The 26611-nt window shown below is 59.0% G+C and carries 26 protein-coding genes and 1 tRNA gene; 19 read left to right on the top strand and 8 right to left on the bottom strand.

Translation table 11 applies throughout. The annotated features are described in order from the left end of the window. Positions 1 to 85: 85 nt before the first annotated feature. The gene (gene acnA / locus VLL26_RS03660; RefSeq protein WP_342319762.1) at positions 86 to 2866 is read right to left on the bottom strand and encodes an aconitate hydratase AcnA; all 2781 of its coding nucleotides are present in this window, start codon (positions 2864 to 2866) and stop codon (positions 86 to 88) included. Between the two features lie 163 nt (positions 2867 to 3029). On the opposite strand from acnA, the gene VLL26_RS03655 reads away from it, so the two are divergent. The 3 genes from VLL26_RS03655 to VLL26_RS03645 all read left to right on the top strand — a co-directional run bounded on the left by VLL26_RS03655 (position 3030) and on the right by VLL26_RS03645 (position 6670). Continuing rightward, positions 3030 to 3524: a DUF6676 family protein gene (locus VLL26_RS03655; RefSeq protein WP_342319761.1), complete on the top strand. Its 495-nt coding sequence runs from the start codon at positions 3030 to 3032 to the stop codon at positions 3522 to 3524. Positions 3525 to 3926: 402 nt separating this feature from the next. After that, entirely contained in the window at positions 3927 to 5567 is a 1641-nt protein-coding gene (locus VLL26_RS03650; protein WP_342319760.1) for an NlpC/P60 family protein, read from the top strand. A gap of 50 nt (positions 5568 to 5617) precedes the next feature. Beyond that, positions 5618 to 6670, top strand: a complete 1053-nt coding sequence (locus VLL26_RS03645) for a ferrochelatase (RefSeq protein ID WP_342319759.1) — start codon at positions 5618 to 5620, stop codon at positions 6668 to 6670. A 31-nt stretch (positions 6671 to 6701) separates the two neighbouring features. On the opposite strand, the gene VLL26_RS03640 is transcribed toward VLL26_RS03645, so the two are convergent. Beyond that, complete coding sequence (locus tag VLL26_RS03640; RefSeq protein ID WP_342319758.1) at positions 6702 to 7463, bottom strand: hypothetical protein; 762 nt, start codon at positions 7461 to 7463, stop codon at positions 6702 to 6704. A gap of 33 nt (positions 7464 to 7496) precedes the next feature. Here VLL26_RS03640 and VLL26_RS03635 point away from each other — a divergent pair, with 33 nt between their 5' ends. The 3 genes from VLL26_RS03635 to VLL26_RS03625 are packed head-to-tail and all read left to right on the top strand — an operon-like array spanning position 7497 to position 9989. Further along, positions 7497 to 8342 (top strand): DUF3097 domain-containing protein, encoded by an 846-nt coding sequence (locus VLL26_RS03635; protein WP_342319757.1) that lies wholly within the window; start codon positions 7497 to 7499, stop codon positions 8340 to 8342. A 10-nt stretch (positions 8343 to 8352) separates the two neighbouring features. Next, positions 8353 to 8781: an NfeD family protein gene (locus VLL26_RS03630; protein WP_342319756.1), complete on the top strand. Its 429-nt coding sequence runs from the start codon at positions 8353 to 8355 to the stop codon at positions 8779 to 8781. After that, positions 8781 to 9989, top strand: coding sequence for an SPFH domain-containing protein (locus tag VLL26_RS03625; protein ID WP_342319755.1), 1209 nt, complete (start codon positions 8781 to 8783; stop codon positions 9987 to 9989). Before VLL26_RS03630 ends, VLL26_RS03625 begins: the two co-directional genes overlap by 1 nt. Here the strand turns inward: VLL26_RS03625 and VLL26_RS03620 are convergent. The 3 genes from VLL26_RS03620 to VLL26_RS03610 all read right to left on the bottom strand — a co-directional run bounded on the left by VLL26_RS03620 (position 9964) and on the right by VLL26_RS03610 (position 11751). Beyond that, positions 9964 to 10515: a MarR family transcriptional regulator gene (locus tag VLL26_RS03620; protein WP_342319754.1), complete on the bottom strand. Its 552-nt coding sequence runs from the start codon at positions 10513 to 10515 to the stop codon at positions 9964 to 9966. The genes VLL26_RS03625 and VLL26_RS03620 overlap by 26 nt on opposite strands. Continuing rightward, positions 10512 to 11180: a TVP38/TMEM64 family protein gene (locus VLL26_RS03615; protein ID WP_342319753.1), complete on the bottom strand. Its 669-nt coding sequence runs from the start codon at positions 11178 to 11180 to the stop codon at positions 10512 to 10514. Before VLL26_RS03615 ends, VLL26_RS03620 begins: the two co-directional genes overlap by 4 nt. Positions 11181 to 11665: 485 nt before the next feature. After that, a tRNA-Leu gene (locus tag VLL26_RS03610) sits at positions 11666 to 11751 on the bottom strand. A gap of 162 nt (positions 11752 to 11913) precedes the next feature. On the opposite strand from VLL26_RS03610, the gene VLL26_RS03605 reads away from it, so the two are divergent. Next, on the top strand, positions 11914 to 12453 hold the full coding sequence (locus VLL26_RS03605; protein ID WP_342319752.1) for a YbhB/YbcL family Raf kinase inhibitor-like protein: 540 nt from the start codon (positions 11914 to 11916) through the stop codon (positions 12451 to 12453). A gap of 11 nt (positions 12454 to 12464) precedes the next feature. After that, positions 12465 to 12812, top strand: a complete 348-nt coding sequence (locus VLL26_RS03600; RefSeq protein ID WP_342319751.1) for a hypothetical protein — start codon at positions 12465 to 12467, stop codon at positions 12810 to 12812. Here VLL26_RS03600 and VLL26_RS03595 read toward each other — a convergent pair. Then, a complete protein-coding gene (locus tag VLL26_RS03595; protein WP_342319750.1) occupies positions 12787 to 13872 on the bottom strand; it encodes a quinone-dependent dihydroorotate dehydrogenase in 1086 nt (361 codons plus the stop codon). The genes VLL26_RS03600 and VLL26_RS03595 overlap by 26 nt on opposite strands. A 20-nt stretch (positions 13873 to 13892) precedes the next feature. Beyond that, positions 13893 to 14879, bottom strand: a complete 987-nt coding sequence (locus VLL26_RS03590) for a hypothetical protein (RefSeq protein WP_342319749.1) — start codon at positions 14877 to 14879, stop codon at positions 13893 to 13895. A gap of 57 nt (positions 14880 to 14936) precedes the next feature. On the opposite strand from VLL26_RS03590, the gene VLL26_RS03585 reads away from it, so the two are divergent. The 9 genes from VLL26_RS03585 to VLL26_RS03545 all read left to right on the top strand — a co-directional run bounded on the left by VLL26_RS03585 (position 14937) and on the right by VLL26_RS03545 (position 23724). Continuing rightward, positions 14937 to 15782 (top strand): undecaprenyl-diphosphate phosphatase, encoded by an 846-nt coding sequence (locus VLL26_RS03585; protein WP_342319748.1) that lies wholly within the window; start codon positions 14937 to 14939, stop codon positions 15780 to 15782. Between the two features lie 16 nt (positions 15783 to 15798). Beyond that, the gene (gene mshC, locus VLL26_RS03580) at positions 15799 to 17013 is read left to right on the top strand and encodes a cysteine--1-D-myo-inosityl 2-amino-2-deoxy-alpha-D-glucopyranoside ligase (RefSeq protein WP_342319747.1); all 1215 of its coding nucleotides are present in this window, start codon (positions 15799 to 15801) and stop codon (positions 17011 to 17013) included. Positions 17014 to 17028: 15 nt separating this feature from the next. Further along, entirely contained in the window at positions 17029 to 17409 is a 381-nt protein-coding gene (locus tag VLL26_RS03575; protein ID WP_342319746.1) for a hypothetical protein, read from the top strand. A 4-nt stretch (positions 17410 to 17413) separates the two neighbouring features. Beyond that, on the top strand, positions 17414 to 18070 hold the full coding sequence (locus tag VLL26_RS03570; protein ID WP_342319745.1) for an HAD family hydrolase: 657 nt from the start codon (positions 17414 to 17416) through the stop codon (positions 18068 to 18070). Between the two features lie 11 nt (positions 18071 to 18081). After that, a complete protein-coding gene (locus VLL26_RS03565) occupies positions 18082 to 18345 on the top strand; it encodes a phosphoribosyl-ATP diphosphatase (RefSeq protein WP_342319744.1) in 264 nt (87 codons plus the stop codon). 14 nt (positions 18346 to 18359) lie between these two features. Beyond that, entirely contained in the window at positions 18360 to 19208 is an 849-nt protein-coding gene (gene hisG / locus VLL26_RS03560; protein WP_342319743.1) for an ATP phosphoribosyltransferase, read from the top strand. A gap of 33 nt (positions 19209 to 19241) precedes the next feature. Further along, a complete protein-coding gene (aspA, locus tag VLL26_RS03555; RefSeq protein WP_342319742.1) occupies positions 19242 to 20672 on the top strand; it encodes an aspartate ammonia-lyase in 1431 nt (476 codons plus the stop codon). An 80-nt stretch (positions 20673 to 20752) separates the two neighbouring features. After that, on the top strand, positions 20753 to 22063 hold the full coding sequence (locus VLL26_RS03550; RefSeq protein WP_342319741.1) for an anaerobic C4-dicarboxylate transporter: 1311 nt from the start codon (positions 20753 to 20755) through the stop codon (positions 22061 to 22063). A gap of 5 nt (positions 22064 to 22068) precedes the next feature. Continuing rightward, a complete protein-coding gene (locus tag VLL26_RS03545) occupies positions 22069 to 23724 on the top strand; it encodes a formate--tetrahydrofolate ligase (protein WP_342319740.1) in 1656 nt (551 codons plus the stop codon). Here VLL26_RS03545 and VLL26_RS03540 read toward each other — a convergent pair. Next, complete coding sequence (locus VLL26_RS03540) at positions 23721 to 24536, bottom strand: RecB family exonuclease (protein WP_342319739.1); 816 nt, start codon at positions 24534 to 24536, stop codon at positions 23721 to 23723. The genes VLL26_RS03545 and VLL26_RS03540 overlap by 4 nt on opposite strands. 26 nt (positions 24537 to 24562) lie before the next feature. On the opposite strand from VLL26_RS03540, the gene VLL26_RS03535 reads away from it, so the two are divergent. Continuing rightward, on the top strand, positions 24563 to 25744 hold the full coding sequence (locus tag VLL26_RS03535) for a M18 family aminopeptidase (protein WP_342319738.1): 1182 nt from the start codon (positions 24563 to 24565) through the stop codon (positions 25742 to 25744). A gap of 24 nt (positions 25745 to 25768) precedes the next feature. Further along, entirely contained in the window at positions 25769 to 26602 is an 834-nt protein-coding gene (locus VLL26_RS03530) for a tRNA (adenine-N1)-methyltransferase (protein ID WP_342319737.1), read from the top strand. Positions 26603 to 26611 lie beyond the last annotated feature (9 nt).

The raw sequence follows: 26611 nt of genomic DNA, 5'->3' as shown, positions 1-26611 counted from the left end.
GGTGACCTTCCTGAAATTAGATAGAACGAAGGGGCCCACCGGAATGAACCGGAAGACCCCTCCATGTTGGCCAAGCTATGCGGGCTTAGCTTTGAACCATCTGGCGCAGCACGTACTGCAAAATGCCGCCGTGGCGGTAGTATTCGGCCTCACCAGGGGTGTCGACACGGACAACGGCGTCAAATTCGACGGTTTCCCCGCCCTCCTTGCGCGCAGTGACCTTGACGGTCGACGGAATATCATCGCCGTCATTGAAAGCGGTAATTCCGGAGATGTCGAAGGTTTCGGTGCCGTCCAGACCGAGCGACTCGTGGGACTCGCCCTCCGGGAACTGCAGCGGAAGCACGCCCATACCGATCAGGTTGGAGCGGTGGATGCGCTCGAAGGACTCAGTGATGACAGCCTTCACACCAAGCAGGTTGGTGCCCTTCGCAGCCCAGTCGCGGGAGGAGCCAGTTCCGTATTCCTTGCCCGCCAAAACGACCAGCGGAATGTCGGCGGCAGCGTAGTTCTGGGCGGCGTCGTAAATGAAAGCCTGCGGTGCGCCTTCTTGGGTGAAGTCGCGGGTGTAGCCGCCGGCTTCCTCCACAAGCTGGTTACGCAAGCGGATGTTAGCGAAGGTACCGCGAACCATGACCTCGTGGTTGCCGCGGCGGGAGCCGAAGGAGTTGTAGTCCTCGCGCTCAACGCCCTTCGCGTCGAGGTAGTTCGCCGCCGGGGTGCCGGGCTTGATCGAGGAAGCCGGGGAGATGTGGTCCGTGGTCACGGAATCACCCAACTTGGCAAGCACACGCGCACCAGTGATGTCCTGCACCGGGTTCGGCTGCTCCGGCATGCCATCGAAGTACGGCGCCTTGCGGATGTAAGTGGAGTCCGGGTTCCAGTCGAAGGTCTTGCCCTGCGGGATATCTAGGCCACGCCATGCAGCGTCGCCCTTAAACACGTCAGCGTAATCCGCTTCGTACATCTCGCGGGAGATGGTGCTGTTGATCGTCTCCTCGATCTCCTCGGTAGAAGGCCACACGTCCTTAAGGAAGACGTCGTTGCCATCTTGGTCCTGGCCGAGAGGCTCAGAATCGAAGTCGAAGTCCATCGTGCCGGCAATCGAGTAGGCGATAACCTGCAGTGGAGACGCGAGGTAGTTCATCTTCACGTCCGGGGAAATGCGGCCTTCAAAGTTACGGTTGCCCGACAAAACAGCGGTGGCGGTCAGGTCGTACTCGTTGACAGCCTCGGAGATCTCGTTCGGCAGCGGGCCGGAGTTACCGATGCAGGAGGCGCAGCCAAAGCCAGAGAGGTAGAAGCCCACAGCTTCAAGGTCTTTCCACAGGTCAGCGCGCTCGTAGTAACCGTTGACCACCTGAGAGCCTGGGGCCATGATCGTCTTGACCCACGGCTTAGCGCGCAAACCCTTCTCCGCGGCCTTGCGGGCGAGCAGAGCAGCGCCAACCATGACCGAAGGGTTGGAAGTGTTGGTGCAGGAGGTAATCGCTGCGATGGCGACCATGCCGTGGTCGAGCGTGTACTCGCCGCCCTTGGGGGACTCGACAATGACCGGCTTGGAGGCGCGGCCCTCGGAGCCCGCAGCGGCAGATTCGCCATTGCCCGGCCACGACTCGTTGTAAGAGACAGACTCGGTTTTGGCGGCGCGAACCGGCTCGAAAGTCTGGTCGCCAGCGTCGTTGTAATCCGGCAGTTGCTTGCGGAAGGTGTTCTTAGCCTCGGACAGCAAAATACGGTCCTGCGGGCGCTTCGGTCCGGCAATGGACGGCACGACAGTGGCCAAGTCGAGCTCAAGGTACTCCGAGTACTCGGCCTCCTTAGCGTCTTGCTCAAGCCACATTCCTTGCGCCTTGGCGTAAGCCTCGACACGGTCTTGAGTCTCCTGGTCGCGGCCAGTGAGCTTGAGGTACTCGATGGTCTCCTCGTCGATCGGGAAGATCGCGCAGGTGGAGCCGAACTCGGGAGACATGTTGCCGATGGTGGCGCGGTTCGCCAACGGAATTTGCTTGACGCCGTTGCCGTAGAACTCGACGAACTTCTGCACCACACCGTGCTTGCGCAGCATTTCGGTGATTGTCAAAACGACGTCGGTGGCGGTGACACCGACCGGGATTTCGCCGGTGAGTTTAAAGCCGACGACACGCGGGATAAGCATGGAGACAGGCTGGCCGAGCATGGCGGCCTCCGCCTCAATGCCGCCGACACCCCAGCCGAGGATGCCGAGGCCGTTTTGCATCGTGGTGTGAGAGTCGGTGCCAATGCAGGTGTCCGGGTAGGCCAAACCGTCGTTGTCAAAGACGACGCGGGAGAGGTACTCGATGTTGACCTGGTGGACGATGCCCGTTCCCGGCGGGACAACGCGGAAGTTGGAGAAGTTTTCTGCACCCCAGCGGAGGAACTGGTAGCGCTCCTCGTTGCGCTGGTATTCGATCTCGACGTTTTTCTCAATGGCGTCGGGGGTGCCGAAGGCTTCGATGATCACCGAGTGGTCGATGACCATCTCGGCCGGGTTGAGAGGGTTCACCTGGTCGGGGTTGCCGCCGAGAGTGGAGACAGCCTCACGCATGGTGGCGAGGTCAACCACACACGGCACACCGGTGAAGTCCTGCATGAGAACGCGGGCGGGGGTGAACTGGATCTCGACGGAAGGATCGGCCTTGGGATCCCAGTTGGCAAGCGCCTGGATGTGCTTGTCGGTTACGTTCTTCCCGTCCTCGGTGCGCAGGAGGTTCTCACCCAGCACCTTGAGGGAGTAGGGAAGCTTTTCCATGCCTTCGACTGCGTCGAGTGCGAAATAGTCGTAAGACTTGCCGCCGACCTCAAGCGTCTTCTTGGCATTGAAGGAGTTCTTGCTTTCAGCCACAGTGAGCTCCGTTTCTCGTTGTTAGCATAAACCGGGAATAATCAACCACGTTGATGGTCTGTCATCCATTCTAAGGGACACAACCCTCTCTCATGGCCTGTTCTAACATTACGCCCGTTATGTTTCTAAGTGAAATCGGGATTTCGGCGGTTTAAGGAGCGATATGATCCCAGGTGAGATCGACTTAGAGGACCTCGCGGCGCAGTTGCGAGAAGATGGTGTGGCGTTGGCGACAAGCGGGCAAAGCGGCCAAGATTTAGATAATGACGCATTCGAGTTGCACCTTCAAGCTAGCAAGCGGGACGCCGAGCTTGACAACGCCGGTTTTGTAGTTGTCGATCAGACCCCGGCGCAGCCTGCGGATCTGCGCGATGTCGCCCACGATCTTGCATTGGCAACAGGTTTGGATCTAGTTATCGTGCGCAGCCCCCATGCTAGTGGCGCAGTCAGCAACTCTCATAGTCGCTTTCAGGTGGAAAGCGGGCAGCGCGCGATGATGGCTGAGCCAGACTACGGTGACGGGCTGAAAGCGTTTGCGGAAACCGCAGATGGGCTTGGGGGAGGCTGGAGCTTCATCGCCATTTCTGTTGTGATTGCCGTGTTCGCGGCTATTGGGACGACTGTTGCGTGGACTGTAAAGCGTGCAGACTTGACATAGCTATGGACGTTTTGGGCGCTTGGGTGGTGTGATGACAATCACACCACTTTTTTGCGTGTCGATACTCCCAGCGTGTGGCGACTGTTATTCATGTGCCTAGACTTGACTTGCGGTAATCTTGGTAAAGATTGGAAAACGGATTCATAAAGTGACGTATGGTTTCACTGTCGGCACGTGAGTCGGGGCCAACATCAGCAGCTATACGCATCCGGGCATGTGGGGAAGCACGCTACGAATACGCTAAGGCTGGTGAAGGGGTCCTCAACGCACGCGCCTGACTTTCAGTAGTCACACTTTGAACCTCGCGTCAAGGCAACAGGCTTGCCTAACGATTGGTTGGTTTCGTCTAGTCAACGCCACCATCCAACGTCGCTTTGGCGTGCGGTGTAAGGAGCACCTTCAATGGGGAACCCCTGGAAGGGCACCCGATCGCGCCGGTTCCGCACGGTAGCCGGCGTCATCGCGTGCTGTACATCTTTGTCTCTTATCGGTACGGTGAGCGCGCCGAGCGCATCGTCTTCGCCAAACGATGCCCCCGCAACCTCACTCGTCGCCGCGATCAGCCAAGCCCAAGCCCGAGTCGATGCCCTCAACCTCGAAATTGGCAGCCAGCGTGAGGCAATGAACCAGGCGTTGGTTGACCTTCACGACGCACAATCGCGAGCAGAACAGGCACGCCGGGGAGCCGAGTCAGCACGCCAAAGACTCAGCGACTCGCAAGCTGCGGTTGAGGCTGCCCGCCGCGAACTCGACGAGGTGACTCGTTCCCACTACCGCTTCAAAGGCACGGCCTCCGCCTTCGGTGCCACCGCGGGAACCCACGGACGCAAAGACGTCCTCGACCGCTCCCTGTATCTGCGCCAGCAAGTGCAAGAAAAGCGGGCGAAACTCGAAGACGTCAAAAATGCCCGTATTACCGCGGCTAACGAAGAATCCATCCTGCGCGAAGCCAGCGAACTTGCACAACGCTTAGCTCAGCAGGCAGAAGATGCCGAACGTGCCACCCGTGCCTCCTACGAACAATCCCAACAGCTCATTGCCGAACAAGAGGCGCAACGCGATCAGGCACAACGCGAACTCAACGAGTCTCAGGAGAAACTCGGAGATATCCGACCGCAGGTCGCACAAGCAAACCCAAGCCCAGCTTCTACCGCACCTGTCGGAGCCGCCGGGCCACGTCCTGAAGTTGCCCAAGCCGAAGAAGAAGCTGTGCAACAACAAGCAGATGAGGCCGAGCAAGCATCCGTCGCCTCGGTGCGTGAGGAACTTGCTCGGCAGGCGCCGGAGGTGTCGTCGCTAAGCGACGCGCAGATCCTGGAAGCCCTGTCAACGGCGACTGCCGCCTCCGATGGCGCCGATGATCAATCGGGCAACCCTGTGACACAAGCTGCCGCCATCGCTGCAGCAACCGCGATCGTAGGTTCCTCTCAGGCCGATCATGCCTCCATGGACAACCCCTACGGCACAAACTCCAGCGACGTCATCGCAGCATTCGCGAACGGTCTTTCCAGCGTACTTAGCAGCCAGGACTCCGGAATTGACCTCAGCCCTGGGCTCGAGGATGTCCTGCCAAGGGTAGACACCGCAGAAACCATTACACAATCTCTGATCGGCTCGGTGACGCGCTCGGGATCAGCACCGGCTTCCAACAGTGCTGCGGTAGAAACCGTCATCGCCCGCGCGATGTCCCAGGTGGGTACCCCGTATGTATGGGGCGGCGGCGACGCCAATGGGCCCACCGCGGGCCTCAACGGCGGTTCGGTTCGAGGATTCGACTGCTCCGGCCTTGTCCTCTACGCCTACGCCGCCGCGGGTATCTCACTGCCTCACTACACCGGCTACCAGTACCAACGCGGAACGCAAATCGACCCAAGCGAGGCCCAGCGTGGCGACCTCCTCTTTTGGGGACCGAACGGAAGCCAGCACGTGGCTATCTACCTCGGTGACGGAACCATGATCGAGGCACCCACATTCGGGCAAACCGTCCAAGTCTCCCCAGTGAGGTACTCCGGAATGTCTGCGAAAGCAGTTCGTCTCCTCTAAATCTCTGGGGTATTCGAGGCTCGGCACCTTCCGCGACTACCATCTAAAGTATGAGTCTCAACGATTTCGACGCACTCCTTCTCCTTTCCTTTGGCGGCCCCGAGGGAGAGGATGAAGTCATTCCTTTTTTGGAAAACGTCACGCGTGGCCGCGGAATCCCCCGGGAGCGTTTAAAGGAGGTGGGAGAGCACTACTTCCACTTCGGCGGCGTCAGCCCGATTACCGAGCAGAACCGCCGGATTATCTCCAACCTCGAACATGAACTAGCTGAGCGCGAAATCGACCTGCCCGTCTACTTCGGCAACCGCAACTGGCACCCCTTCGGCGAAGATGCCGTCAAGCAAATGGCTGCCAACGGCCACCGCCGCGTCCTTGTCTTTGCCACCTCCGCCTGGGGTGGATACTCCGCTTGCCGCCAGTACGACGAAGATGTAGTGCGCCTGAGAAAGGTGGCTCCTGAAATGGAGTTCACCAAGCTGTGGCAGTTCTATGCCCACCCTGAGTTCATCCGCCTCAATGCGGAATACCTCAAGGAGGCAGTAGCCAAGGCCGACATGAGCCGCACCAAGGTCCTCTTTTCGGCACACAGTGTGCCGACCGCCGCAGACAACGCCTCCGGCGGCCCGGAAGACGCCAACTTGTACTCACGCCAGGTTGCGGAGTCCTCCCGTTTGATCGCTCAAGCCGCAGGTATCGACGACTACGAGGTGGTGTGGCAGTCCCGCTCCGGAAACCCAGCCACCCCGTGGCTGGAGCCGGACGTCGTGGACCGCAGCCTGGAAATCGGCGCCGAGGACAACGTCACCCACATCATCTGTGTGCCTGTCGGTTTCATAACCGACCACATGGAAGTTATTTGGGATCTCGACACTGAACTAAAAGACGGGATTGCTGAGAAAGGCATGACGCTTGACCGGCTTCCTACGGTAGGCCTCACAAGTGACTTTGCCGCGATGGTCGTCGACATCGCCGAAAATGTCGCGCAGGACACAGAGCCTGTTTCGCTTTCCACAGTCACTGTCCAAGGGTGCACAGTCAACGGTGCTGCCTGCGCGGTCGAGTGTTGCGCCCCGCAGCGCCCCGCCGTCGCTCATTCAAGCTAGATTCCGGCGCGAAGCGCCACAATTTCTTTGTTTAGCTGTTGAAGGCACTTAGCCGCCACAAGTCGTGGACTGCGTCGGCCACCCCCACCATGCGCGCAGTGCGAATGTGACGCCACAAGGAAAAAAGGTGAGGATCAAGACTGTGGTCGCCGACTTTGTCGGTCACCGTCTCGATAATTGCCGCCACTTGGTCCGCCCGAGCGAAAAGCTTCGCGGCCCTCGGGGTAACGCTGTTGGGAAGCCCGGGAGTGTCGTAGAAGTCACTTAAGGTCCCCACGGTTAAACGTGGAGCGGGCAGATCGTGATCTGCCCCTCCTACTGCTTCGATGAGCTGCGCCGCCTTTTCGGTGGCCTGCGACAGCAACCGATCAGCCTCTCCGGGGCTTATCCACGCGGGTTCGGGGAGCCGTTCGTGTTCGACGAACCAGCGCCACCTAACTCCACCTTTGTCGTAGGAGGGGACGAGTAGGTGCGCCACTTCGTCGTTTTCGCGAATCGCTAAAGCACCAGCGGGGGTGAGGGCAGCAAAGGCCGGCGACGAGGGAGCAATCGCGGCGGCTTGACCCGGCCCCCACAAAATAAGGCGGACGACGGGTTCGGGGTTAGTGAGGTCGGCTACAGCTCGAATGTTGTTGAGCAGATCCGAAACCGGGCCTTCTCCGAATGTATGCACCCCGCCCAAATCGTGCAGAGCATCGATGAGGGTATCGCTAGACTCCGCTGCGTAGAGCCAAGCGGCGATCCAAACGGCGGTGTTTTGGAGTGGGGAATAGACTTCGGCGCGCGTATACATCGCGGCAATCATAACGGATAGAATCAGGCGACTATGAGCTTCGAGGATCGCTACGGTGGAGACATCTTTAAAGGCCACGCGAGCAAGAAATCGCCGCATTATCCCCAGATTCCGGCGCAGCCGGGCATCATCGCCGAAGTAGTGGGCGAGGAGTTCGTCGGGGAGGTCATTGGCTTCGAGCGGACTTACGACGGCGATTTCATCCGGTTGGAGGACCGCCGCGGCGTTTCCCGTTTGTTCAAGCTGTTACCCGGCGCTTTTTTGGTGGAAGGTCAGCGTGTCACCTTGACCCGCTTTGTTCCACAACAGGACACGAGTATCAGGCAGTCGAATTCGGGTTCCCGCAAGGTCGAAAACTTGCGGGCAAAGGTGGCGATGCCGAGTCGGATTTGGGTGGAGGGTATCCACGATGCCGCCATTGTGGAAAAGGTGTGGGGCCACGACCTGCGTGTTGAAGGTGTCGTGGTGGAGTATCTCGAAGGCCTGGACAATCTCAAGGAGCGTCTCGCGCAGTTCCAGCCAGCCCCAGGGCGGCGGATCGGTGTGTTGGCGGACCATCTGATCGAAGGGACAAAAGAATCCCGGATTGTGGAAGACGTTGGCCCGCATGTGCTTGTTCACGGGCACCCCTATGTCGATATTTGGGCCGCGGTTAAACCTTCGAGTGTGCGCATTGCGCAGTGGCCTGACGTCCCTTTAGGTGAGGATTGGAAGGAAGGTGTGTGCCGCCGTCTTGGTTGGACCGATCCGAAGGAGGGCTGGCGCAGGGTGTACGGTGCAGTCGAAAGTTTCCGCGATCTCGACCACACCTTGATCGGGGCAGTTGAAAGGCTCATCGATTTTGTAACGAATCCTTCTTTAAATAAGGAGGACCTGTAGGGTAGTCCGCATGGGTTCCCTCATTTGGTTAGTCGCAGCTGTCGCCCTCGCCGGGGTGGAAGCTGCCGTCGGCGAGTTTACTTTTCTCATGCTTGCCGCTGGCGCTCTCACCACCTCGGCGGCAGCGTTGGCTGGGTTGCCTGTTTGGGCGGAGGTGACGATTTTCGCAGTGTCTTCTGCAGCGTTTTGGTTCTTCCTTCGCCCTTATCTGCACCGGCGTCTTGTGACCTCTGCGCCTTACGACGATTCCCCCCGCGCCCTGATCGGGACCCGCGCCGTGGTCCTGGAGCCCGTCACCGCTCGTGGTGGTCAAGTGCGGTTCGACGGGGGAATCTGGTCGGCGCGCAGCTTCGACCCTAGCGTTGAGATTCCGGTGGGTTCCGATGTCATAGTTTCAGAAATTGACGGCCCTGTCGTGGTCGTCTGGAAGGAAGACTAATGGGCCTTATTCTAGCTGTCTTAATCTTCGCTTTCGTGGCGGTGACCCTTTTCAGTTCCATCAAATTGATCCCCCAGGGCGAAGCTGCTGTTATCGAGCGTCTCGGACGCTATACCCGTACCGTCTCCGGCGGCTTGACCCTTTTGGTCCCATATATTGATCGGATCCGTTCGCGGGTAGATACCCGTGAGCGAGTGGTGTCTTTCCCGCCCCAGGCTGTTATTACCCAAGACAACCTCACCGTCGCAATTGACACCGTGGTGACTTTTCAGATCAATGATCCTGCCAAGGCTATTTACGGTGTGGACAACTACCTGGTCGGCGTCGAGCAAATTTCCGTGGCCACGCTTCGCGACGTCGTCGGCGGCATGACCTTGGAGGAAACCTTGACCTCCCGCGAGACGATTAACCGTCGATTGCGCGGGGAGCTCGACGCGGCGACAGCCAAGTGGGGTTTGCGTATCAGCCGAGTGGAGCTTAAGGCAATTGATCCGCCACCGTCGATCCAGCAGTCAATGGAAATGCAAATGAAGGCGGACCGTGAAAAGCGCGCGATGATTCTCACCGCCGAGGGCAAACGCGAATCCGACATTAAAACCGCCGAAGGTGAAAAGCAGGCACGTATCCTTTCTGCGGAAGGTGAGAAGCACGCCGCGATCCTTAATGCGGAAGCGGAACGTCAAGCGACTATCCTCCGCGCAGAAGGTTTGCGCGCCGCTAAATTCCTCCAGGCGCAGGGTGAAGCCCGCGCGATTCAGAAAGTCAACGCGGCTATTAAGTCCTCAGGGGTAACCCCGGAGCTGCTGGCGTACCAGTACTTGGAGAAGCTGCCGCAGATTGCGTCCAACGAGGCGTCTACCATGTGGATGATTCCCTCGACCTTTGGCGACTCCCTGGAGCAGTTCGCAAAAGCCTTTGCTAACAAAGACGACGACGGCGTGTTTCGCTACGAACCAAAGAGCGTCGACGCGGAGACTAAAGACATAGCCACCCAGGAAAACACCGACGAGTGGTTCGATACCTCCACCGACCCCGAGCTGGCTAAAGCCCTCGCGGAGGCGCGTGCCGTGGCAAATAAGCATGTCGACGATCCGGACCCGACTACCGCCAGAAAGCCTGCCCCGTCGCGTGAGATTGAGGCGCCAGAACCCGATCCTGGCATGAGCGCCACTTGGGCAGATCTCAACGAGCAGCAGCGCGAGCAATAAGGTTTAGCACTAGCTTCCAACCAGCTTGCTCGGCGCGCCACCCCGCCGCTTGGAGGCGCTGACTCATCGCTTGTTTGGAAATACCCAACTCAGCCGCGGCCTCGTTTTGGTTGTAGCCGGCGCGCAGCAGCGACGTCGCCTCCCGCCCCTCAAAGGTTCGCTTGTTGAGGACCTGACCCAACAGCGCGAACGCCGCGTCGATGTCTTCGGCTGCCGTACCCGGGTGGGAGGTGCTGACTTTCGTGGTGACCACGCCTGGCCGTGACCCCACCGCTTCTGAAGCAACAAACAGGGCACTACCCGCAGTAGTAATGCCCAGGCCAACGGCCCAGTTGGCGTCGGAAAGCAACGCCATGATCAGGTTTAAAGCCGCCTCAGCGTCGTCGACGTGGGCGCGAATATCCTCCACGCCGACCACTTCGAAGGTGCCGACCCCAGGAAGTGTGGCGAGAGCGTCGGCTGAGCGCCGGACCAGCTCGGCACGGTGCTTTTCACGGCCCCGGTAACGCGCGTGTACGGCAATCATGAAGCTGATTCTATCGCCCTGTTTTGCCGACGTGTCGGAAGGAGGGCGTCGAGAAGCAACCCGGCACAACCGACCAATGTAAGGACAACAGTTATGGCAACGACAGCAGGATTAGCCTGCCCTGACAAAGTGTCGCCGAAAACAACTCCGATGATGGTGGTCGGCAACGAACCTGCAAACGTGGCCGCCGCGAAGGGCAAAACCCCGACGCGTGTCAAGGCGGCAGCGTAGTTCAGAATCGAAAAAGGCACGACCGGGATCAGACGCAGGCTCGCCACAGCCAGCCACCCGCGATCCTCTAAGTGACGGTTGACCACAGCCACCGCAGGGTGCGTGAGTCTCGGTTCGACCCAGTCGCGCAGCAGGCCCCGCACAATCAACAACGAGAGGACTGCCGAGGCCGTGGCGGCACTAATCGACACGGCTACACCCCATACGCTGCCGAAAAGGACTCCAGCGGAAACAGTCAAGAAAGTGCGGGGAATCGGCAACTGCGTGATGAGCACATACAGCAGCCAAAACAGCACAGGAAACCAAAAGCCCGTGTGCTCCGCCCAATCTCTCAACACCCCCAGCGGCGGCACTTCCAGCCACGCCCACGCAGCGATAAACATCACGCCAACAGCGACCAGCGCCACACCACGACGGAAAGAGGGTTTACGCACCGGAGTGGGCCGCCTTTCAAGAACCAACACGAACTATGAAGTGGCAGGACGCGTGGAGAGAGCTTGCAGAGCACACAACTAGCCCCCTGCGAACAGAACACATATCAATGTTGAAATGTTAGCTGTCTGTCTAGGCACAGTATTCACTGGCTAACACTGGGCCTTGTTGCAGATCTGCCCGGCAGTGAAAAACCCCGAAACAATAGCGTCTCAGGGTTCTCGTCTGTGCCCAAAGGGGGGATCTGGTTGCCCAAACATCGCTGCGCATGTGGCATGAGGTCGTTTCGCCGGGCAGCTTCGACGCCTCTGCATCGCACGCAGCTGGGCGAGACGACCCATTCTCATCCTGTGCGTCGACACCATCGACACCATAGACACCATCGACACCATCGACACCGCAGCAGACATCAAAACCGCCGCCACGGGCCAACAAAAACAAAAAGCCCCGAGACATAACCGGAACTATGTCTCGAGACTTCGCACTGTGCCCGAGGGGGGACTTGAACCCCCACGTCCGTTAATAGGACACTAGCACCTCAAGCTAGCGCGTCTGCCATTCCGCCACCCGGGCTGGGTAGTGTATTCAGCCTCTCGGCTGGGCACTTGCATTACTATAGGGCTCCCCCCAGACCAATACAAATCGCCAGTTCAAAGGATAAAACCACACAATTCATTTCACCGTTGTAATTCTACTGCGCGCAAGATGTACCGCTTTTGGGGTACAAATGGTTCTATGACAACCTACGACTACACCTCCGACGTTTTCCCAGGGCATGACCCCTTCGCGATTATGAAGGACGTCCCCTTGTTTGAATTGACCTCCGAAGACATTGAGGAGGGCACAGAGCTCGCCAGTGGCCTGACGGGAGATAACGCGACTTCGCCCCAGTTAGCGTGGTCGAACGTGCCCGAGGGCACAAAGTCTTTCGCGGTGACCTGTTTCGACCCGGACGCTCCCACCGGCGCTGGCTTCTGGCATTGGGCCGCTTTCAACATTCCGGCGCACACCACGCAGTTGCCTGCCGGTGCTGGCGGCCTAGAGGACCTTGGCCTCGGCGCAACCACCCTAAAAGGTGACTCCGGCCAGCGCGGATTCTATGGAGCCAACCCTCCGGCTGGCCATACCCCACACCGCTATATCTTTGCGGTACATGCGTTGGATGTCGAAACCCTCGATGTAGCCAAGGATGCAGCCCCTACCTACCTCTCCTTTAACCTGTTTTCCCACACAATCGGCCGCGGTGTTGTCTGGGGCTGGTACGAAAACAAGTAACGTTACTGGGCATGATCCCGGTACAAATGCGCGCGGGGGGCGCCTTCGTGGCGCTTGCCATCGTTCTTTTCATTTTCGCTGCGACGTCTTTCTTCCGCGGCCAACCTGTCTTTTCCGTAACCTCTCAGGTGGCCTGTGTCCTCGTGGCGGCGGTCCTTTTCGGGGCCAATGCCACTTTTGTGCGCGGGCAAGAAAGGACTCGCGGCCAGGTGGTTTCGCTCGCTGGTGCTGTTGCGTTGGTTGCTGTGGGCGCGGTGTTGCCCGCTCAAACGCTTTTTGTTACCCAGCTTCACTGGCTCATCCTGTGGGCGCTTACCGCTGTCTTTTGCGCGCTTATACTGCGTCGCTTCGCCAGCTAAGCCCGCTTCCCACGGCTTGACGCACTGACGTTAAACCGTGGGCCTTCACCTGCGCGGCCACCGCCTTGTGGATGCTGCGAATCCAACCTGGCCCACCGTAGATGAAGGGGGTGTAGCCCTGCAGCAGGCTAGCGCCGGCGGTGATGCGCTCCCATGCTTGCTCAGGTGTGGTGATGCCGCCGACGCTAATGAGAACCAAGTTGTCGCCAACGCGTCGGTTCAACCGCCGCAATACCTCAAGGGAGCGTTGCGCCAACGGGGCACCCGAAATTCCGCCTGCGCCCATCTTCTCCACCTCAGCCGAATCAGTGGACAAACCTTCTCGTGAGATTGTGGTGTTGGTTGCCACGATGCCGTCGAGTTTAAGTTCGACAGCAAGGTCCGCGACAGCGTCGATGTCTTCGTCGCTTAAGTCAGGTGCAATCTTGACCAACACCGGTGTCGTGGTGGATTCCTTGACGACGGCAAGGATGGGGCGCAGCTCCTCTACTGCCTGTAGGTCGCGCAGTCCGGGGGTGTTAGGGGAGGAGACGTTGACCACGAGGTAGTCCGCAAGCGGGCCGAGGAGGGTTGCTCCTGCGCGGTAGTCGGCGACGGCGTCCGCGGCGGTTTTGTTTTTGCCGATGTTGATGCCTATCACGTTCGATGAACGTCTGCTGCGCAGGTTGCCTGCCACCGCCAACGCGCCGTCGTTGTTAAAGCCCATGCGGTTGAGGATTGCTTTGTCGGCTGGGAGGCGAAATAATCTTGGTGCTGGGTTTCCCGGCTGGGGGCGCGGGGTCACAGTGCCTAGTTCGGCGTAGCCGAAACCTAATGCTGCCCAGGCGTCGACGGCGTTGGCGTTTTTATCAAAGCCCGCGGCAAGACCCAAAGGGGCGGGGAATCGCACACCGAAAAGATCCTGGGCAAGCACGGGGTCGTTGACCGCCACGCATTTCTCCATCACGCGGGCAATCGGTCGCGTGGTGTGCAGCACGCGCAGGCCTGCTGCGATGATGCCATGGATGCGCTCGGGCGGGAGTAGAAACATTGCTTTGAGTGCAACATCGTAGGGGCGCATGGTGTAAACAACAGCCTTTCTTAAGGAGCGATGACCTGGAGGCCAGCGCCGGAAGCGGAGGCGATGAGCAGGGTGCCATTTTCCAGCACGACCATGTGCTGTGCGTCGGCGACAGTTGCGTGGGTTTCGCGTTTAATGGGCACGCCGGTGGACAGGCTGTAGCCTTCGGCAGTGTTGGTGGCCGTGGAGGTAATCCACGCCAGCTCGTTGGTGTCGTCCCACGCGACAGCCCACGGGCTTTTGGCAACCGGCGCCGTCATCTGCAGCCGGATGATGTCGTCGGTGTTGTAGACCAGCAGTTGCGAGCCGGTGGCATCGGCTGCGATAAACATCCCGTCGCGGCCCGCTGCGACACTCGCTACGCCCAGGCCGGCGCGTAGCGTTGCGCCTTGTCGGTTGTTCTCCCAATCAATGCCTTGGATCGTGGTGTCGAAGTAATTTATGCGCACGACGGAATCTGCCTGCCCTGGCCGCTGTGAGGCCAGGATTCGGTCGGATTCACGTGCCACGTCGAAGGATTTTTCCCCCTCACCGTCACGGAAAACGGTGACCCTGCGCTGCCCGGCGCTGCCCGCTACAATTTCACCGGTGGAGGTGCGTGCAGCCGCTGAGACTGGTGAGGGCACAGCGAGGTCTTTTTTACCGGCGGCGGTGAAGGTGTGGATGTCATCTGCACAGGCGACGGTGAAAACTCCGGCGTTAGCTGTGACATCGGTACAGCGGCTGTCGAGCAGGTAGCGTGCCGCGGCACCGTTTGTGAGATCTTCGAGCGAACCTATCTGCAAGGTCTCGCCGCTACGCACGGCGATGAGACCTTCCGTGGCATCTAGGTCGTCGACGGCGTCGAAAGGGTAGACGGTGCCGTCGGGAGCTGTCGCAGGGGGAGACACGGCTGGAACCGCGTTTCCCATCCCGGCCGGCGCTTCCTCGCCCTGTTCGGACTGTTGTTGACAAGCGCCCAACGCGAGAGCCGTGCCGACTACGAGGACTACAGACAGAAACTTCACACCTGGCACCTTCACAAGTTGCAAGCTTAGCAACGCCCAAAGGTAGGGTTTCAACCCATGAGCGTTGCGGAACCTATGAGCTGGGTGCAGGTAATCGTCCTTTCGGTTGTGCAGGGACTGACGGAGTTTCTCCCAGTGTCTTCCTCTGGGCACCTGCGCATCGTTTCGCAGTTTTTGTGGGGCGCGGATGCGGGCGCAAGTTTCACAGCCGTGATTCAGCTCGGCACTGAGCTTGCGGTGCTGATCTTTTTTGCCAAGGACATTTGGAGGTTTTTCACCGGGTGGTTAGTCGGCCTTGTGGACAAGGACAAGCGCGGCTTCGATTACCGGATGGGGTGGATGGTCATTGTCGGCACGATCCCTGTCGGTATTCTTGGCTTTTTGCTCAAGGACTTGATTCGCCAGAACTTCCGCAACCTATGGATCACGGCCGCGGTGTTGATCGTGTTTTCTTTGGTCTTTATTCTTGCTGAGCGCAAGGGCACCAAAACGCGCGGCTTTGCGGAACTGACCATGAAAGACGCTGTCATTATGGGGCTGTGGCAATGTCTTGCATTGATCCCTGGCGTGTCGCGTTCTGGCGGGACGATCTCCGGTGGGCTGTTTCTCAACCTTGACCGTGAGGTGGCGACTCGCTTCAGTTTCCTGCTGGCCATCCCCGCAGTGTTGGCGTCGGGGCTGTTTTCGCTTCCCGACGCCTTCGCGCCCCAGGCGGGCCAGGCCGCGACCGGCTTGCAGCTTATCGTCGGCAGCGCGATCGCTTTCGCCGTGGGATACGTGTCCATCGCGTGGCTTTTGAAGTTTGTGTCCAACCACTCCTTTGCGTGGTTTGCCGCATACCGCATCCCGTTGGGCCTCGTCGTGATGGTTTTGTTGGGCACCGGAGTGATGGCGGCAGGTTAGCAGTAGGGTAGAGCACATGCGTTCATGGCCGAGTCCTTCCATACCTGAAGTTGCGGGTGAGCCTGTCGAATTGCGGCTTTTCGACACCGCTGATGGAATCATCAAACCCGTTGATGTATCCGGTGACGAGGTGGGCATGTATGTCTGCGGTATTACACCTTATGATTCGACCCACCTCGGCCACGCAGCGACGTATTTGGCTTTTGACCTGGTTTACCGCCAATTACTCGCCAATGGTCACGATGTGCATTACGTGCAAAACATTACCGACGTAGACGACCCTCTTTTCGAGCGCGCCGAGCGCGACGGAGTGGATTGGCGCGATCTGGGCCGAGAGCAGATCAACCTGTTTCGCTCGGACATGGAGACGTTGTCGGTGATTCCGCCGCGCGACTATATCGGAGCAGTAGAAAGCGTCGAGGAGGTCGTAGAGATGGTGGGAAGGCTTTTGGAGGTTGGTGCTGCCTACCGTGTTGACCAGGGCGATATCTACGCTTCAATTGTGGCGACGGAGCAGTTCGGTTACGAGTCGAATTTGAACAGGGCCGCTATGGAGGAGTTTTTCGCTCAGCGCGGCGGGGACCCCGAGCGTTTCGGCAAACGCGACAGCCTTGACGCTTTGTTGTGGCGCGGAGAGCGTGAGGGCGAGCCGTCTTGGGAGTCTCCGTTTGGTCCCGGCCGGCCCGGCTGGCACGTTGAGTGTTCAGCAATTGCCACCAACCGTTTGGGCAGCACTTTTTCGATCCAGGGCGGAGGTTCCGACCTTGCGTTTCCGCACCACGAGTTCTCCGCCGCACATGCCGAGGCAGCTTATGGCACGAGGCGTATGGCAAATCATTACGTCCATGCCGGGATGATCGGCCTGGAGGGCACGAAGATGTCTAAGTCGCTGGGCAATTTGGTCTTTGTGCACAAGCTCACTGAGGCCGGCCACGATCCGAGCGCCATTCGCTTGGCTGTTTTTTCGGGTCATTACCGCGCCGACCGCGATTTTTCCGGCGCGCTTGTCGCCACTGCGCACAATCGTCTGGCTCGGTGGCGTGAGGCGGCGGCGCGGAAGGTGTCGCGGGATGAGGCGAGGGGAGTCGTCGATAAGCTTCGCGCGGCACTTGCAGAAGATCTTGACACCCCTCAAGCCTTGTCCATCCTGGACGAGGTCCGCGGTGACCACGACGGAATTGTCGCTGCTGCCGTCGAGGGCCTTTTGGGCGTGCGGCTTCGCGTGGTTTAGCGCACAATGAAACGCATGAGCATCCGCAGCCAATTCCAACCCGATGTTGATGAGTTCATCGACGATTTGACCACTTTCGCTTCCGGCTCCTACCTGCGCGACGAGGATAAAGAACTGTGGGAGCAGCCTTTTGACCCGGCCGTAGTCAACGATTTGAAAAGGCTGATTGAAATGTTCCTCGACGCGCTTGAGCTGCTTGGCGACGACCCTGATAGCGCCACCGTAAACAAGGTCGTTGAACCTTTCTACGCCAACCTCGAAGCGTTCAACGCCTCACACGCCAATGCTGTGCTTGAGCCGGAGGAGAAGGCTGACCTGGAGTCTTTGGTTTTCCGTGCCTGCGCGGCAACAGGCGCGGATGATGATGCCCTCAACAACCTGCCGGAGCTTGAGTAGGGACATGCCAGCGGCCGTTTTGTGGGACATGGACGGCACGCTGGTTGATTCAGAGCCGTTGTGGGGTGTGGCCACCTACGAGTTGGCGGAAAAACTCGGCCGACCACTGACACCTGAGCTGCGCGAGCGAACCGTTGGTGGCAGCTTCGCCAACACCTTAAGTATTTGCGCCGCTCATGCTGGCTATAAGCTCAAAGACGGGGACTACGAACGTTTCCGGAATTGGATGTATAAACGCATGGCTGAGTTGTTTTCGGGCCGACTCAAGCCGAACCCAGGTATTTATGGCCTGCTTTCTTCACTGCGAGGCGCGGGCGTGCCCATGATGGTGGTGACCAACACGGAGCGCGAGCTTGCCGACGTTTCCATCGCCGCTGTCGGCTCCGATTTCTTTGTGGGTTCTATCGCCGGAGACGAGGTTGCTCCGAAACCCGCCCCGGATGGTTACCTCGAAGCAGCCCGCAGAGTGGGGGCGCGGCCGCAGGATTGTTTGGTCTTTGAGGATTCGTGGGCGGGCATGAGCGCTGCGGCTGCCGCAGGATGTCACGTGCTGGGCTTGAGCGATGAGGTGCCCGAAGGTGTGCGCAGTTTCGACCCGTCTCTTTTCCTTGGGGCTGATCACTTGCATGTCAGCCGTTGGTTTGTCGACCTCATGCGTTAAAGTGAACCAGCGTGAAAACCTTCGAGGATCTTTTTGCCGAATTAACCCGCAAAGCCCATGAGCGACCGGAGGGCTCCGCTACCGTGGAAGCTTTGGACAAGGGGGAGCATTTCATTGGTAAGAAGATCATCGAGGAAGCTGGCGAGGTGTGGATGGCCTCCGAGTACCAGTCGGATGATCACTTGGCTGAGGAGATCAGCCAGCTTCTCTACTGGACGCAGGTGATGATGATTAAGCGTGGCCTGAGCGTCGACGACATCTACAAGTACCTTTAGGAGTGCCCAAGCCGATGATCAAGATTGCCGTACCCAACAAGGGATCGCTGTCAGACAAGGCGATGGAGGTGCTCAAGGAGGCGGGCTATAAGTCCCGTGGGATGCACAAAGCCCTGAATGTTGCCGACGAAGACAACGGTGTCGAGTTTTTTTACCTGCGCCCGAAAGATATTGCCATCTATGTTGCCCAGGGCCACCTAGACCTGGGTATCACAGGCCGCGACTTAGCGCTGGACTCCCGGGCGGATGTGGAGGAGGTTCTCCAACTAGGCTTCGGGCGCTCCACTTTCCGCTTCGCCGCGCCCGCAGGAGAGAGCTGGACGGTCAAAGACCTTCAAGGCAAGCGCATTGCTACCTCCTACCCGCACCTAGTGGTGGATTATTTAGCAAAGCTCGGCATTGAACCTGCGCAGGTGATTCGCTTGGACGGGGCGGTAGAGATCGCCATTAAGCTCGGGGTGGCCGATGTCATTGCCGATGTCGTCTCTACAGGTGCCACGTTGCGCCAACAAGGCCTTGCGCCCTTCGGCGATCCGATGACCACCAGTGAGGCAGTGGTGATTAAGCGTAAAGGTTTGGAGCTAGTGGAGCATCACCGCGTTGTGCTCAAACGCATTCAAGGTATTCTCAACGCGCAAAACTACCTCATGATCGATTACAACATTGCCCGTGTCAGTCTCGCGGAGGCTTCGGCACTTACCCCCGGTATCACCGGGCCGACGGTTTCCCCGTTGTCACGTGAGGGATGGGTCGCGGTTCGCGCCATGGTGCCGCAGGCCGAGGCGAATAATGTGATGGATGCGCTGGCAGCGATAGGTGCGGAGGGCATTTTGGCAACGCAGGTGCGGATCGCTCGCCTCTGATGTGGCTGCGCCGGGGTGCGTATGATGGCAGATATGAGTACACGCACCGAAGTAGACCTGCTTGGCACCATGGAAGTCCCCGCGGACAAGTATTACGGTATCCACACCCTGCGCGCCGTGGACAATTTTGCGATCTCCGGCTCGACTATTAACGAACTGCCCGATTTCATCCGTGGCATGGCGCAGGTGAAGAAAGCCACTGCTATGGCGAACCGTCGTTTGCATACTCTTCCTAAGGCGAAGGCTGAGGCCATCATGTGGGCCTGCGACCAGATCATCGAGGAGGGCCGTTGCCTCGATCAATTCCCGATTGATATGTTCCAGGGCGGCGCTGGAACTTCGGTGAACATGAACACCAACGAAGTCATCGCTAATCTGGCGCTTGAACACATAGGTAAGGAAAAGGGCTCCTACGACGTCATTAACCCGAACGACGACGTCAACATGTCCCAGTCGACCAATGATGCATACCCGACCGGTTTCCGCCTCGGTGTCTATTACTCAGTGCAGGGCCTTCTTACCGAACTCGACGCGCTGCAGAAATCTTTCCGCGCCAAGGGCGACGAGTTCGCGGACATTATTAAGATGGGACGAACCCAACTCCAAGACGCCGTCCCGATGACCCTGGGCCAAGAGTTCACTGCATTCGGCGCGAACTTGGCGGAGGAACAACGCACCATCCGCTCCGCGGCGGATGCCCTCCTTGAGGTAAACCTTGGTGCGACCGCCATCGGCACTGGAATCAATACTCCATCCGGCTACCGTGACCAGGTTGTTTCGGCCCTGCGGGAGGTCACCGGGTTGGACATTCAGGCATCTCCGGATTTGATTGAGGCGACCTCCGATACTGGTGGTTACGTGATGATGCATTCCGCCCTGAAGCGTGCTGCGATGAAGCTGTCGAAGATTTGCAACGATCTGCGTTTGCTTTCTTCTGGTCCGCGCGCTGGTCTGGGTGAAATCAACTTGCCGGAGCGCCAGGCAGGTTCCTCAATCATGCCGGCAAAGGTTAACCCTGTGATCCCAGAGGTTGTCAACCAGGCCTGTTTCAAGGTCATGGGCAACGACGTTAGTGTGTCCATGGCTTCCGAGGCTGGCCAGCTCCAGCTCAACGTCATGGAGCCGGTCATCGCCGAATGTTTGTTTAGCTCCATCAAGCTTTTGCGTAACGCTGCGCAGACATTGCGCGAGAAGTGTGTCACCGGCATTACTGCTAACCCGGAGGTGTGCGAAGCCTACGTGACCAGCTCCATCGGCATTATCACCTACCTTAATCCCTATATCGGCCACCACAACGGTGATGTGATTGGCAAGGAGGCTGCAGCGACGGGTCGCAGTGTCCGCGATTTGGTGCTGGAGAAGGGTTTGATGAGTGAGGAAGATCTCGATCGAGCCTTTAGCAAGGAAAACCTCATGCACCCGGAGTTTCGCGGCAAGCTCTATATCGACGAAGACGACAAGTAGCTGTTTGGCGGTTTGCGGGCAGGCTCCGTCCAGGGAATACTTATTGTTGATATAAATTTCAACAATAGGAAGTGTCCCAGATGCTGTTTGCACTCCAGCTCATCATCTTGTTGGGCGCCATCGTTCTTGGTGCCCGCATGGGCTCCATCGCCATCGGATTCGCTGGTGGCCTTGGAGTCCTTCTTCTTGGTCTGACAGGGATGACGGTTAGCGCCGAAGCCATCCCCTTCGATGTCATTGGCATCATCATGTGTGTCATCACCGCGATCGCCGCCATGCAGCTTGCCGGTGGCATGGACTACCTTGTCCACGTCGCGGAGCGTTTCCTAAGACGCAATCCGAAGCAGATCACCCTTTTCGCCCCGATTGTCACTTGGCTGATGACGGTCCTCGCCGGCACCGGCCACACTGCTTTTTCCACGTTGCCGGTCATCGTGGAAGTGGCTAAGGAAGGCGAGGTGCGCCCGTCGCGTCCCTTGTCGGTGGCTGTGATCGCCTCGCAAATGGCTATCGTGGCCTCCCCGATTTCGGCCGCTGTGGTGTTCATGGCGAGCGTCTTGGAGCCTTTGGGGGTTGGCTACCTGCAATTGCTCGGCGTCATGATTCCAGCGACGTTTTTGGCTATCTTTCCCACGGCGTTCATTGCCAACCGGATGGGTGTCCCGCTTCTCGACGACCCCATCTACCAGGAGCGCCTAGAAAAGGGTCTGGTGGCGCGTCCAGCGCCAGCCGCGCAATACGTAGCCCCGAAGGGCGCGAAGGCTTCCGTCGCAATTTTCGCCGCCGCCATCGTTGTTGTCATGGTTTACGCAACCCTTATTTCCGAACAGATCGGATTGATCCCAGATCCGACGATCCCGCGCAACGAGGCGATCATGGCCATCATGCTTGCGGCCGCCGCGGTGATTGTTCTAGCCACGGGCAACAATTCCGCCCAGGTGCTCAACACCCAGGTGTTTCGCTCAGGCATGTCCGCCTCCGTCTGTGTGCTGGGCGTGGCCTGGCTTGGCACGACCTTCATCAACCATTACATTGAGCAGATCAAGGCTCTGTCGGGAGATGTTCTCAACGCGGCGCCGTGGCTTTTGGCTGTGGTACTTTTCTTCGCCGCTTCGCTGCTGTATTCGCAGGCAGCCACTGCGAAAGCCCTTATGCCCGCTGCCATCGCCATCGGTGTCAGCCCCTTGACTGCATTAGCGGCCTTCCCGGCCGTCTCTGCACTGTTTGTCCTTCCGACCTACCCGACTCTTTTGGCCGCGGTGGAAATGGATGACACGGGCTCGACACGCATCGGTAAATATGTCTTCGATCATCCCTTCCTTATCCCCGGTGTAGTGTGCATTGCTCTGTCTGTGATCCTGTCCTACGCGATCGGAGCCGTTGTACTCTAGGTGGCATGGCTACCGACGTAGAAATTGCCCAGGCGCACACGCTCGAACCGATCACTGACATTGCCGCCAAGGCGGGGGTTGCTGAAGAAGCTTTGATTCCGTATGGCAAAGTCATGGCGAAAGTTGACACGACGAAAGTCAACAAATCCGCCTCCGGCAAACTTATCCTCGTCACCGGCGTTTCTCCGACACCGGCCGGCGAGGGCAAGTCCACGATGTTAATTGGGTTGACGGACGCGCTGGCGAAGCTCGGCCACAACGCCATGGTGGCGCTGCGTGAGCCTTCGCTGGGTCCTGTGATGGGCATTAAGGGAGGCGCCGCTGGCGGCGGCTATTCTCAGGTGGTACCCATGGAGAACATTAACCTCCATTTCACTGGTGATTTCCACGCGATTACTTCGGCTAATAACACCCTTTCCGCGCTGATTGACAACCACATCCAGCAAGGCAACGAACTTGGCATCGACCCGCGCCGCGTCACTTGGCAGCGCTGCCTCGATGTCAACGACCGCTCCTTGCGCAATGTGGTCACCGGGCTTGGCGGGCCGACCAATGGTGTGCCCGCCGAAACAGGCTTTACCATCACCGCAGCCTCTGAAATCATGGCGATTCTCGGTCTCGCCACAGACCTCGACGATTTGAAGAAGCGCCTCTCACGCATCACTATCGGCCTGACCTACGACGGCCAGCCTGTCACGGCCGGCGATCTGAAGGCAGAAGGGGCGATGACTGCTTTGCTTAAAGAGGCCATCAACCCGAACCTTGTTCAAACCTTGGGCGGGACCCCGGCGTTTATCCATGGCGGTCCCTTTGCCAACATCGCGCACGGCTGTAACTCATTAATCGCCACTCGCACTGCCTTAAACTTCGCTGATCTTGTTCTCACCGAAGCTGGATTCGGCTCTGATTTGGGTGCGGAGAAGTTCTTTGACATTAAGGCCCGCTATGGTGAGCTTGACGTAGCTGGCGCCGTTATCGTTGCGACTATCCGCTCGATGAAGCATAACGCGGGCGTGCCAAAAGACCGTCTGAGCGAGGAAAATGTTGCCGCGGTGCGCGAGGGCATTGTTAACCTGGAACGCCACGTGGAAAACGTCGCCAAGTTCGGCGTTACTCCTGTCGTTGCCATCAACCTGTTTACTTCCGACACAGACGCGGAGCGTCAATTCGTCCGCCAGTGGGCGAAGGAGCGCGGCATCAAGTTGGCGGAGTCTGAGGTGTGGGCCAAGGGCGGAGACGGCGCCGTCGATCTAGCCAAAGTGGTCCTTGACAACCTTGCAACGGGCAGTTCACATCAGCTTTATGACCCGTCTGACGGGGTAGAAAACGCAATTGCGACAATTGCCCGTGAGATTTACCGCGCTGCTGATGTGCAGTACTCAGCCGCAGCCCTGCGGGATTTACAGACCCTGAAAGACAACGGCTTTGACTCCTTGCCGGTGTGTATTTCCAAAACGCAGTATTCCTTTAGCGACGATCCCACGCAGCTTGGTGCGCCGACCGGGCACACGCTGCATGTGCGTAATCTGATTCCGCGCACCGGCGCCGGTTTCATCCTCGCGCTAACCGGCGATGTTATGACCATGCCTGGTCTGCCCAAAACCCCCGCCGCCAACAACATTGACGTCGGTGACAATGGTGTGGTCACCGGGTTGTTCTAGGCCTCGGCTGCGGAACCCGGCCAGCCCGGGTACGGCGGCGGGGTGCCGCCGAAGGCCGGGCAGAGTTTCTGAAAGGAGCACCAGCCGCACAATTTGGATGTTTGCGGGCGGAAGTTGCCCTCCTTGCCGTCCGTGACTATCTTGTGCCACAAATCGGCGAGGTCGCGTTCGAAGAACTCGAGTTCTTCGCGTGTGGGCGCCAAAAACAGCGAGTCGATTACCTTGAGGTACATCAGGCGTAGCTGGTCGGGGATTTGCCCGAATAAACGCCAATAGGCCAGGGCGTAAAACCTCATTTGGAATTGAGCGTCCGCAGAATAGTGCGGCAGTGGCTTTTTCCCCGTTTTGTAGTCGACGATGCGCACTTCTCCGGTGGGGGCGATATCAACACGGTCGATAAACCCCCGCACGGGCACGCCGTTGGGCAGCACCGCCTCGACGGGCATCTCCTGCTCATGGGAGTCGAAACCGTGCGGGTTTTCCATCTGAAAATAACCGCGGATCAGTGTCCGTGTGTCGACAAAGAGCTGGTACTCGTCTGCTATGGGTTCGGCGTTGGTGGGATCGGCAGAAAGCATTGCCTCCCATGCTGGTTTAATCCTTTTCACCGCGGCCGGGTAGGTGCGCTTTTCGCGCGGCCAGCCGTGCATTTCCTCCAAAACAGCGTGTACCAATGTTCCTTTGACCTGCGCCTCGGTTTTCTCCTCGGGCAGCCGGTCAATGGCGCGCAGTCGGTAAAGCAGCGGGCACTGCTTGTAGTCGGAGGCGCGGGAGGGGGAGAGGGCAAGTGGGCGCGGTTGTGATGATGTCATGATGATCAACATCTTAGAGTGGTGGCATGAGCTTCAAAGATTTCATTGCTGACAGTCCCAGCGCTTTCCACGCCGCCAAGAACGTGGCTGGTGCGTTGGAAAACGCCGGTTTTACCCGCGATACAGGCACGGCTCCGGGTGGGCATGTGCTCGTGCGCGACGGGGCAGTGATTGCTTGGTGGGTGCCGAAGAATCCGAATCCGCGGCTGCGCATCGTCGGTTCGCACACGGATTCGCCGGGGCTGATGGTCAAGCCTGACCCAGACATGCTGCGTGAGGGTTTCCGGCAGGTGGCGGTGGAGGTCTACGGCGGGCCGATTCTCGCGTCGTGGTTCGACCGCGACCTCGCTTTCGCCGGGCGTGTCGTGCTTGATGACGGCTCCGAGCAGCTCGTCAATACCGGGCCTGTCGCCCGAGTACCTAATCTGGCGATTCACCTGTACCGCGGCGATATGCCCACCATCGAGCGGCAGCTGCACACTCAGCCGATCCTTACTGTGGACCGCCCATTTGTCGAGCTGCTCGGTGTTGACCCGTCCCGCGTGTTGGCGCACGAACTGATCGGCGTGGACACGCAGCGCCCAGAGCAATTGGGCGACATGGTGGCGGCGGGGCGTTTGGATAATTTGACTAGCGTGTGGGCTTCTTTGCAGGCGATGCTCGCCGCAAAGGATCTCGCCCAGGATGTGCTGGTGCTCGCCGCGTTTAACCATGAGGAAGTTGGTTCGGCTACGACTGCCGGTGCTGGCGGCCCGATGTTGGAACGCATCGTGCGATCTCTTGCTGTCTCGCTGGGTGACGAGGCGCAGGTATGCGCAGATTCGGTGTTGGTTTCCGCGGATGCGGCCCATTCAGTGCACCCGAACTATCCGGGCAAGCACGATCCGACGCACCGTCCACTGCTCAATCGAGGGCCGGTGCTGAAGATCAACGCCAATCAGCGCTACGCCTCGAACGCGGTGACCGAGGCGGAGTGGATCCGGGCCTGCCGCGCCGTCAATGTGCCGGTGCAGACCTTTGTGAGCAACAATGACGTGCCCTGCGGCTCGACGATCGGCCCGATCTCGGCGACGCGCTTGGGCATACCGACGGTCGATGTTGGCGTGCCGCTTTTGTCGATGCATTCGGCTCGTGAGCTGTGCGGTGTGCGCGACATGGAGTGGTTTGAGCAGGCGTTGGCGTCGTTTTACCGCGGCCTGGCATACTAAACCGGCCACTACACAGGAGGCTTCATGTACTCAGGTCCTTTTCAGGCTGGCGACAAGGTCCAGCTTACCGACGCGAAACGCCGCCATTTCACCGTTGAGTTAACCCCGGGTGGGCAGTTTCACTCCCATAAGGGCATCGTCGAGCACGACGCTATTATTGGCGCAGACGAAGGATCGGTAGTTACATCCACCCTGGGAGCTGATTATTTGTGCTTCCGTCACCTGCTGGTGGACCACGTGCTGTCCATGCCGCGTGGCGCTGCGGTGATTTATCCGAAGGACGCGGGCCAGATTCTCGTGGAGGGCGATATTTTCTCCGGTGCGCGCGTGTTGGAGGCTGGGGCAGGATCGGGTGCGTTGTCGATGAATTTGCTGCGTGCGGTTGGACCTGCAGGCCGCGTGTTTTCCTACGAGATCCGCGAGGATCACCTGCAGTATGCCCGGGACAACGTCGCCGAGTATTTCGGCGGTGAGCCCGATTGGTGGACGCCACGCCTCGGCGACTTCGGGGAGGTGACCACGAAAGATCTCGGGGGGCCGGTGGACCGGCTTATCCTTGACATGGTGGAGCCGTGGCATTTCGTCGATACGGTGAAAAATCTGCTCATCCCAGGTGGGGTGTTTATGACCTATGTGGCGACCGTGCCGCAGCTCATGCAGATTATGGAGCACATTCGCGCAGCAAAGTGTTTCACCGAGCCGCGGGCGTGGGAGACGTTGTTGCGCGAGTGGAAGGTCGATGGTTTGGCGACGCGGCCTGAGCACCGCATGAATGCACATACCGCGTTTTTGGTGTGGACACGCAGGCTTGCCGACGGTGTGACGCCACCGCGGCCGCAGCGCAGGGCGCGTCGCTAAGCTGGAGTC

Origin of the sequence: Corynebacterium sp. BD556, from assembly GCF_038452275.1 — a bacterium.
In the GTDB taxonomy this organism is placed as follows: domain Bacteria; phylum Actinomycetota; class Actinomycetes; order Mycobacteriales; family Mycobacteriaceae; genus Corynebacterium; species Corynebacterium mayonis.
The sequence above is the reverse complement of the archived record's forward strand: the minus strand, read 5'-3'. Positions and strand labels throughout refer to the sequence as shown.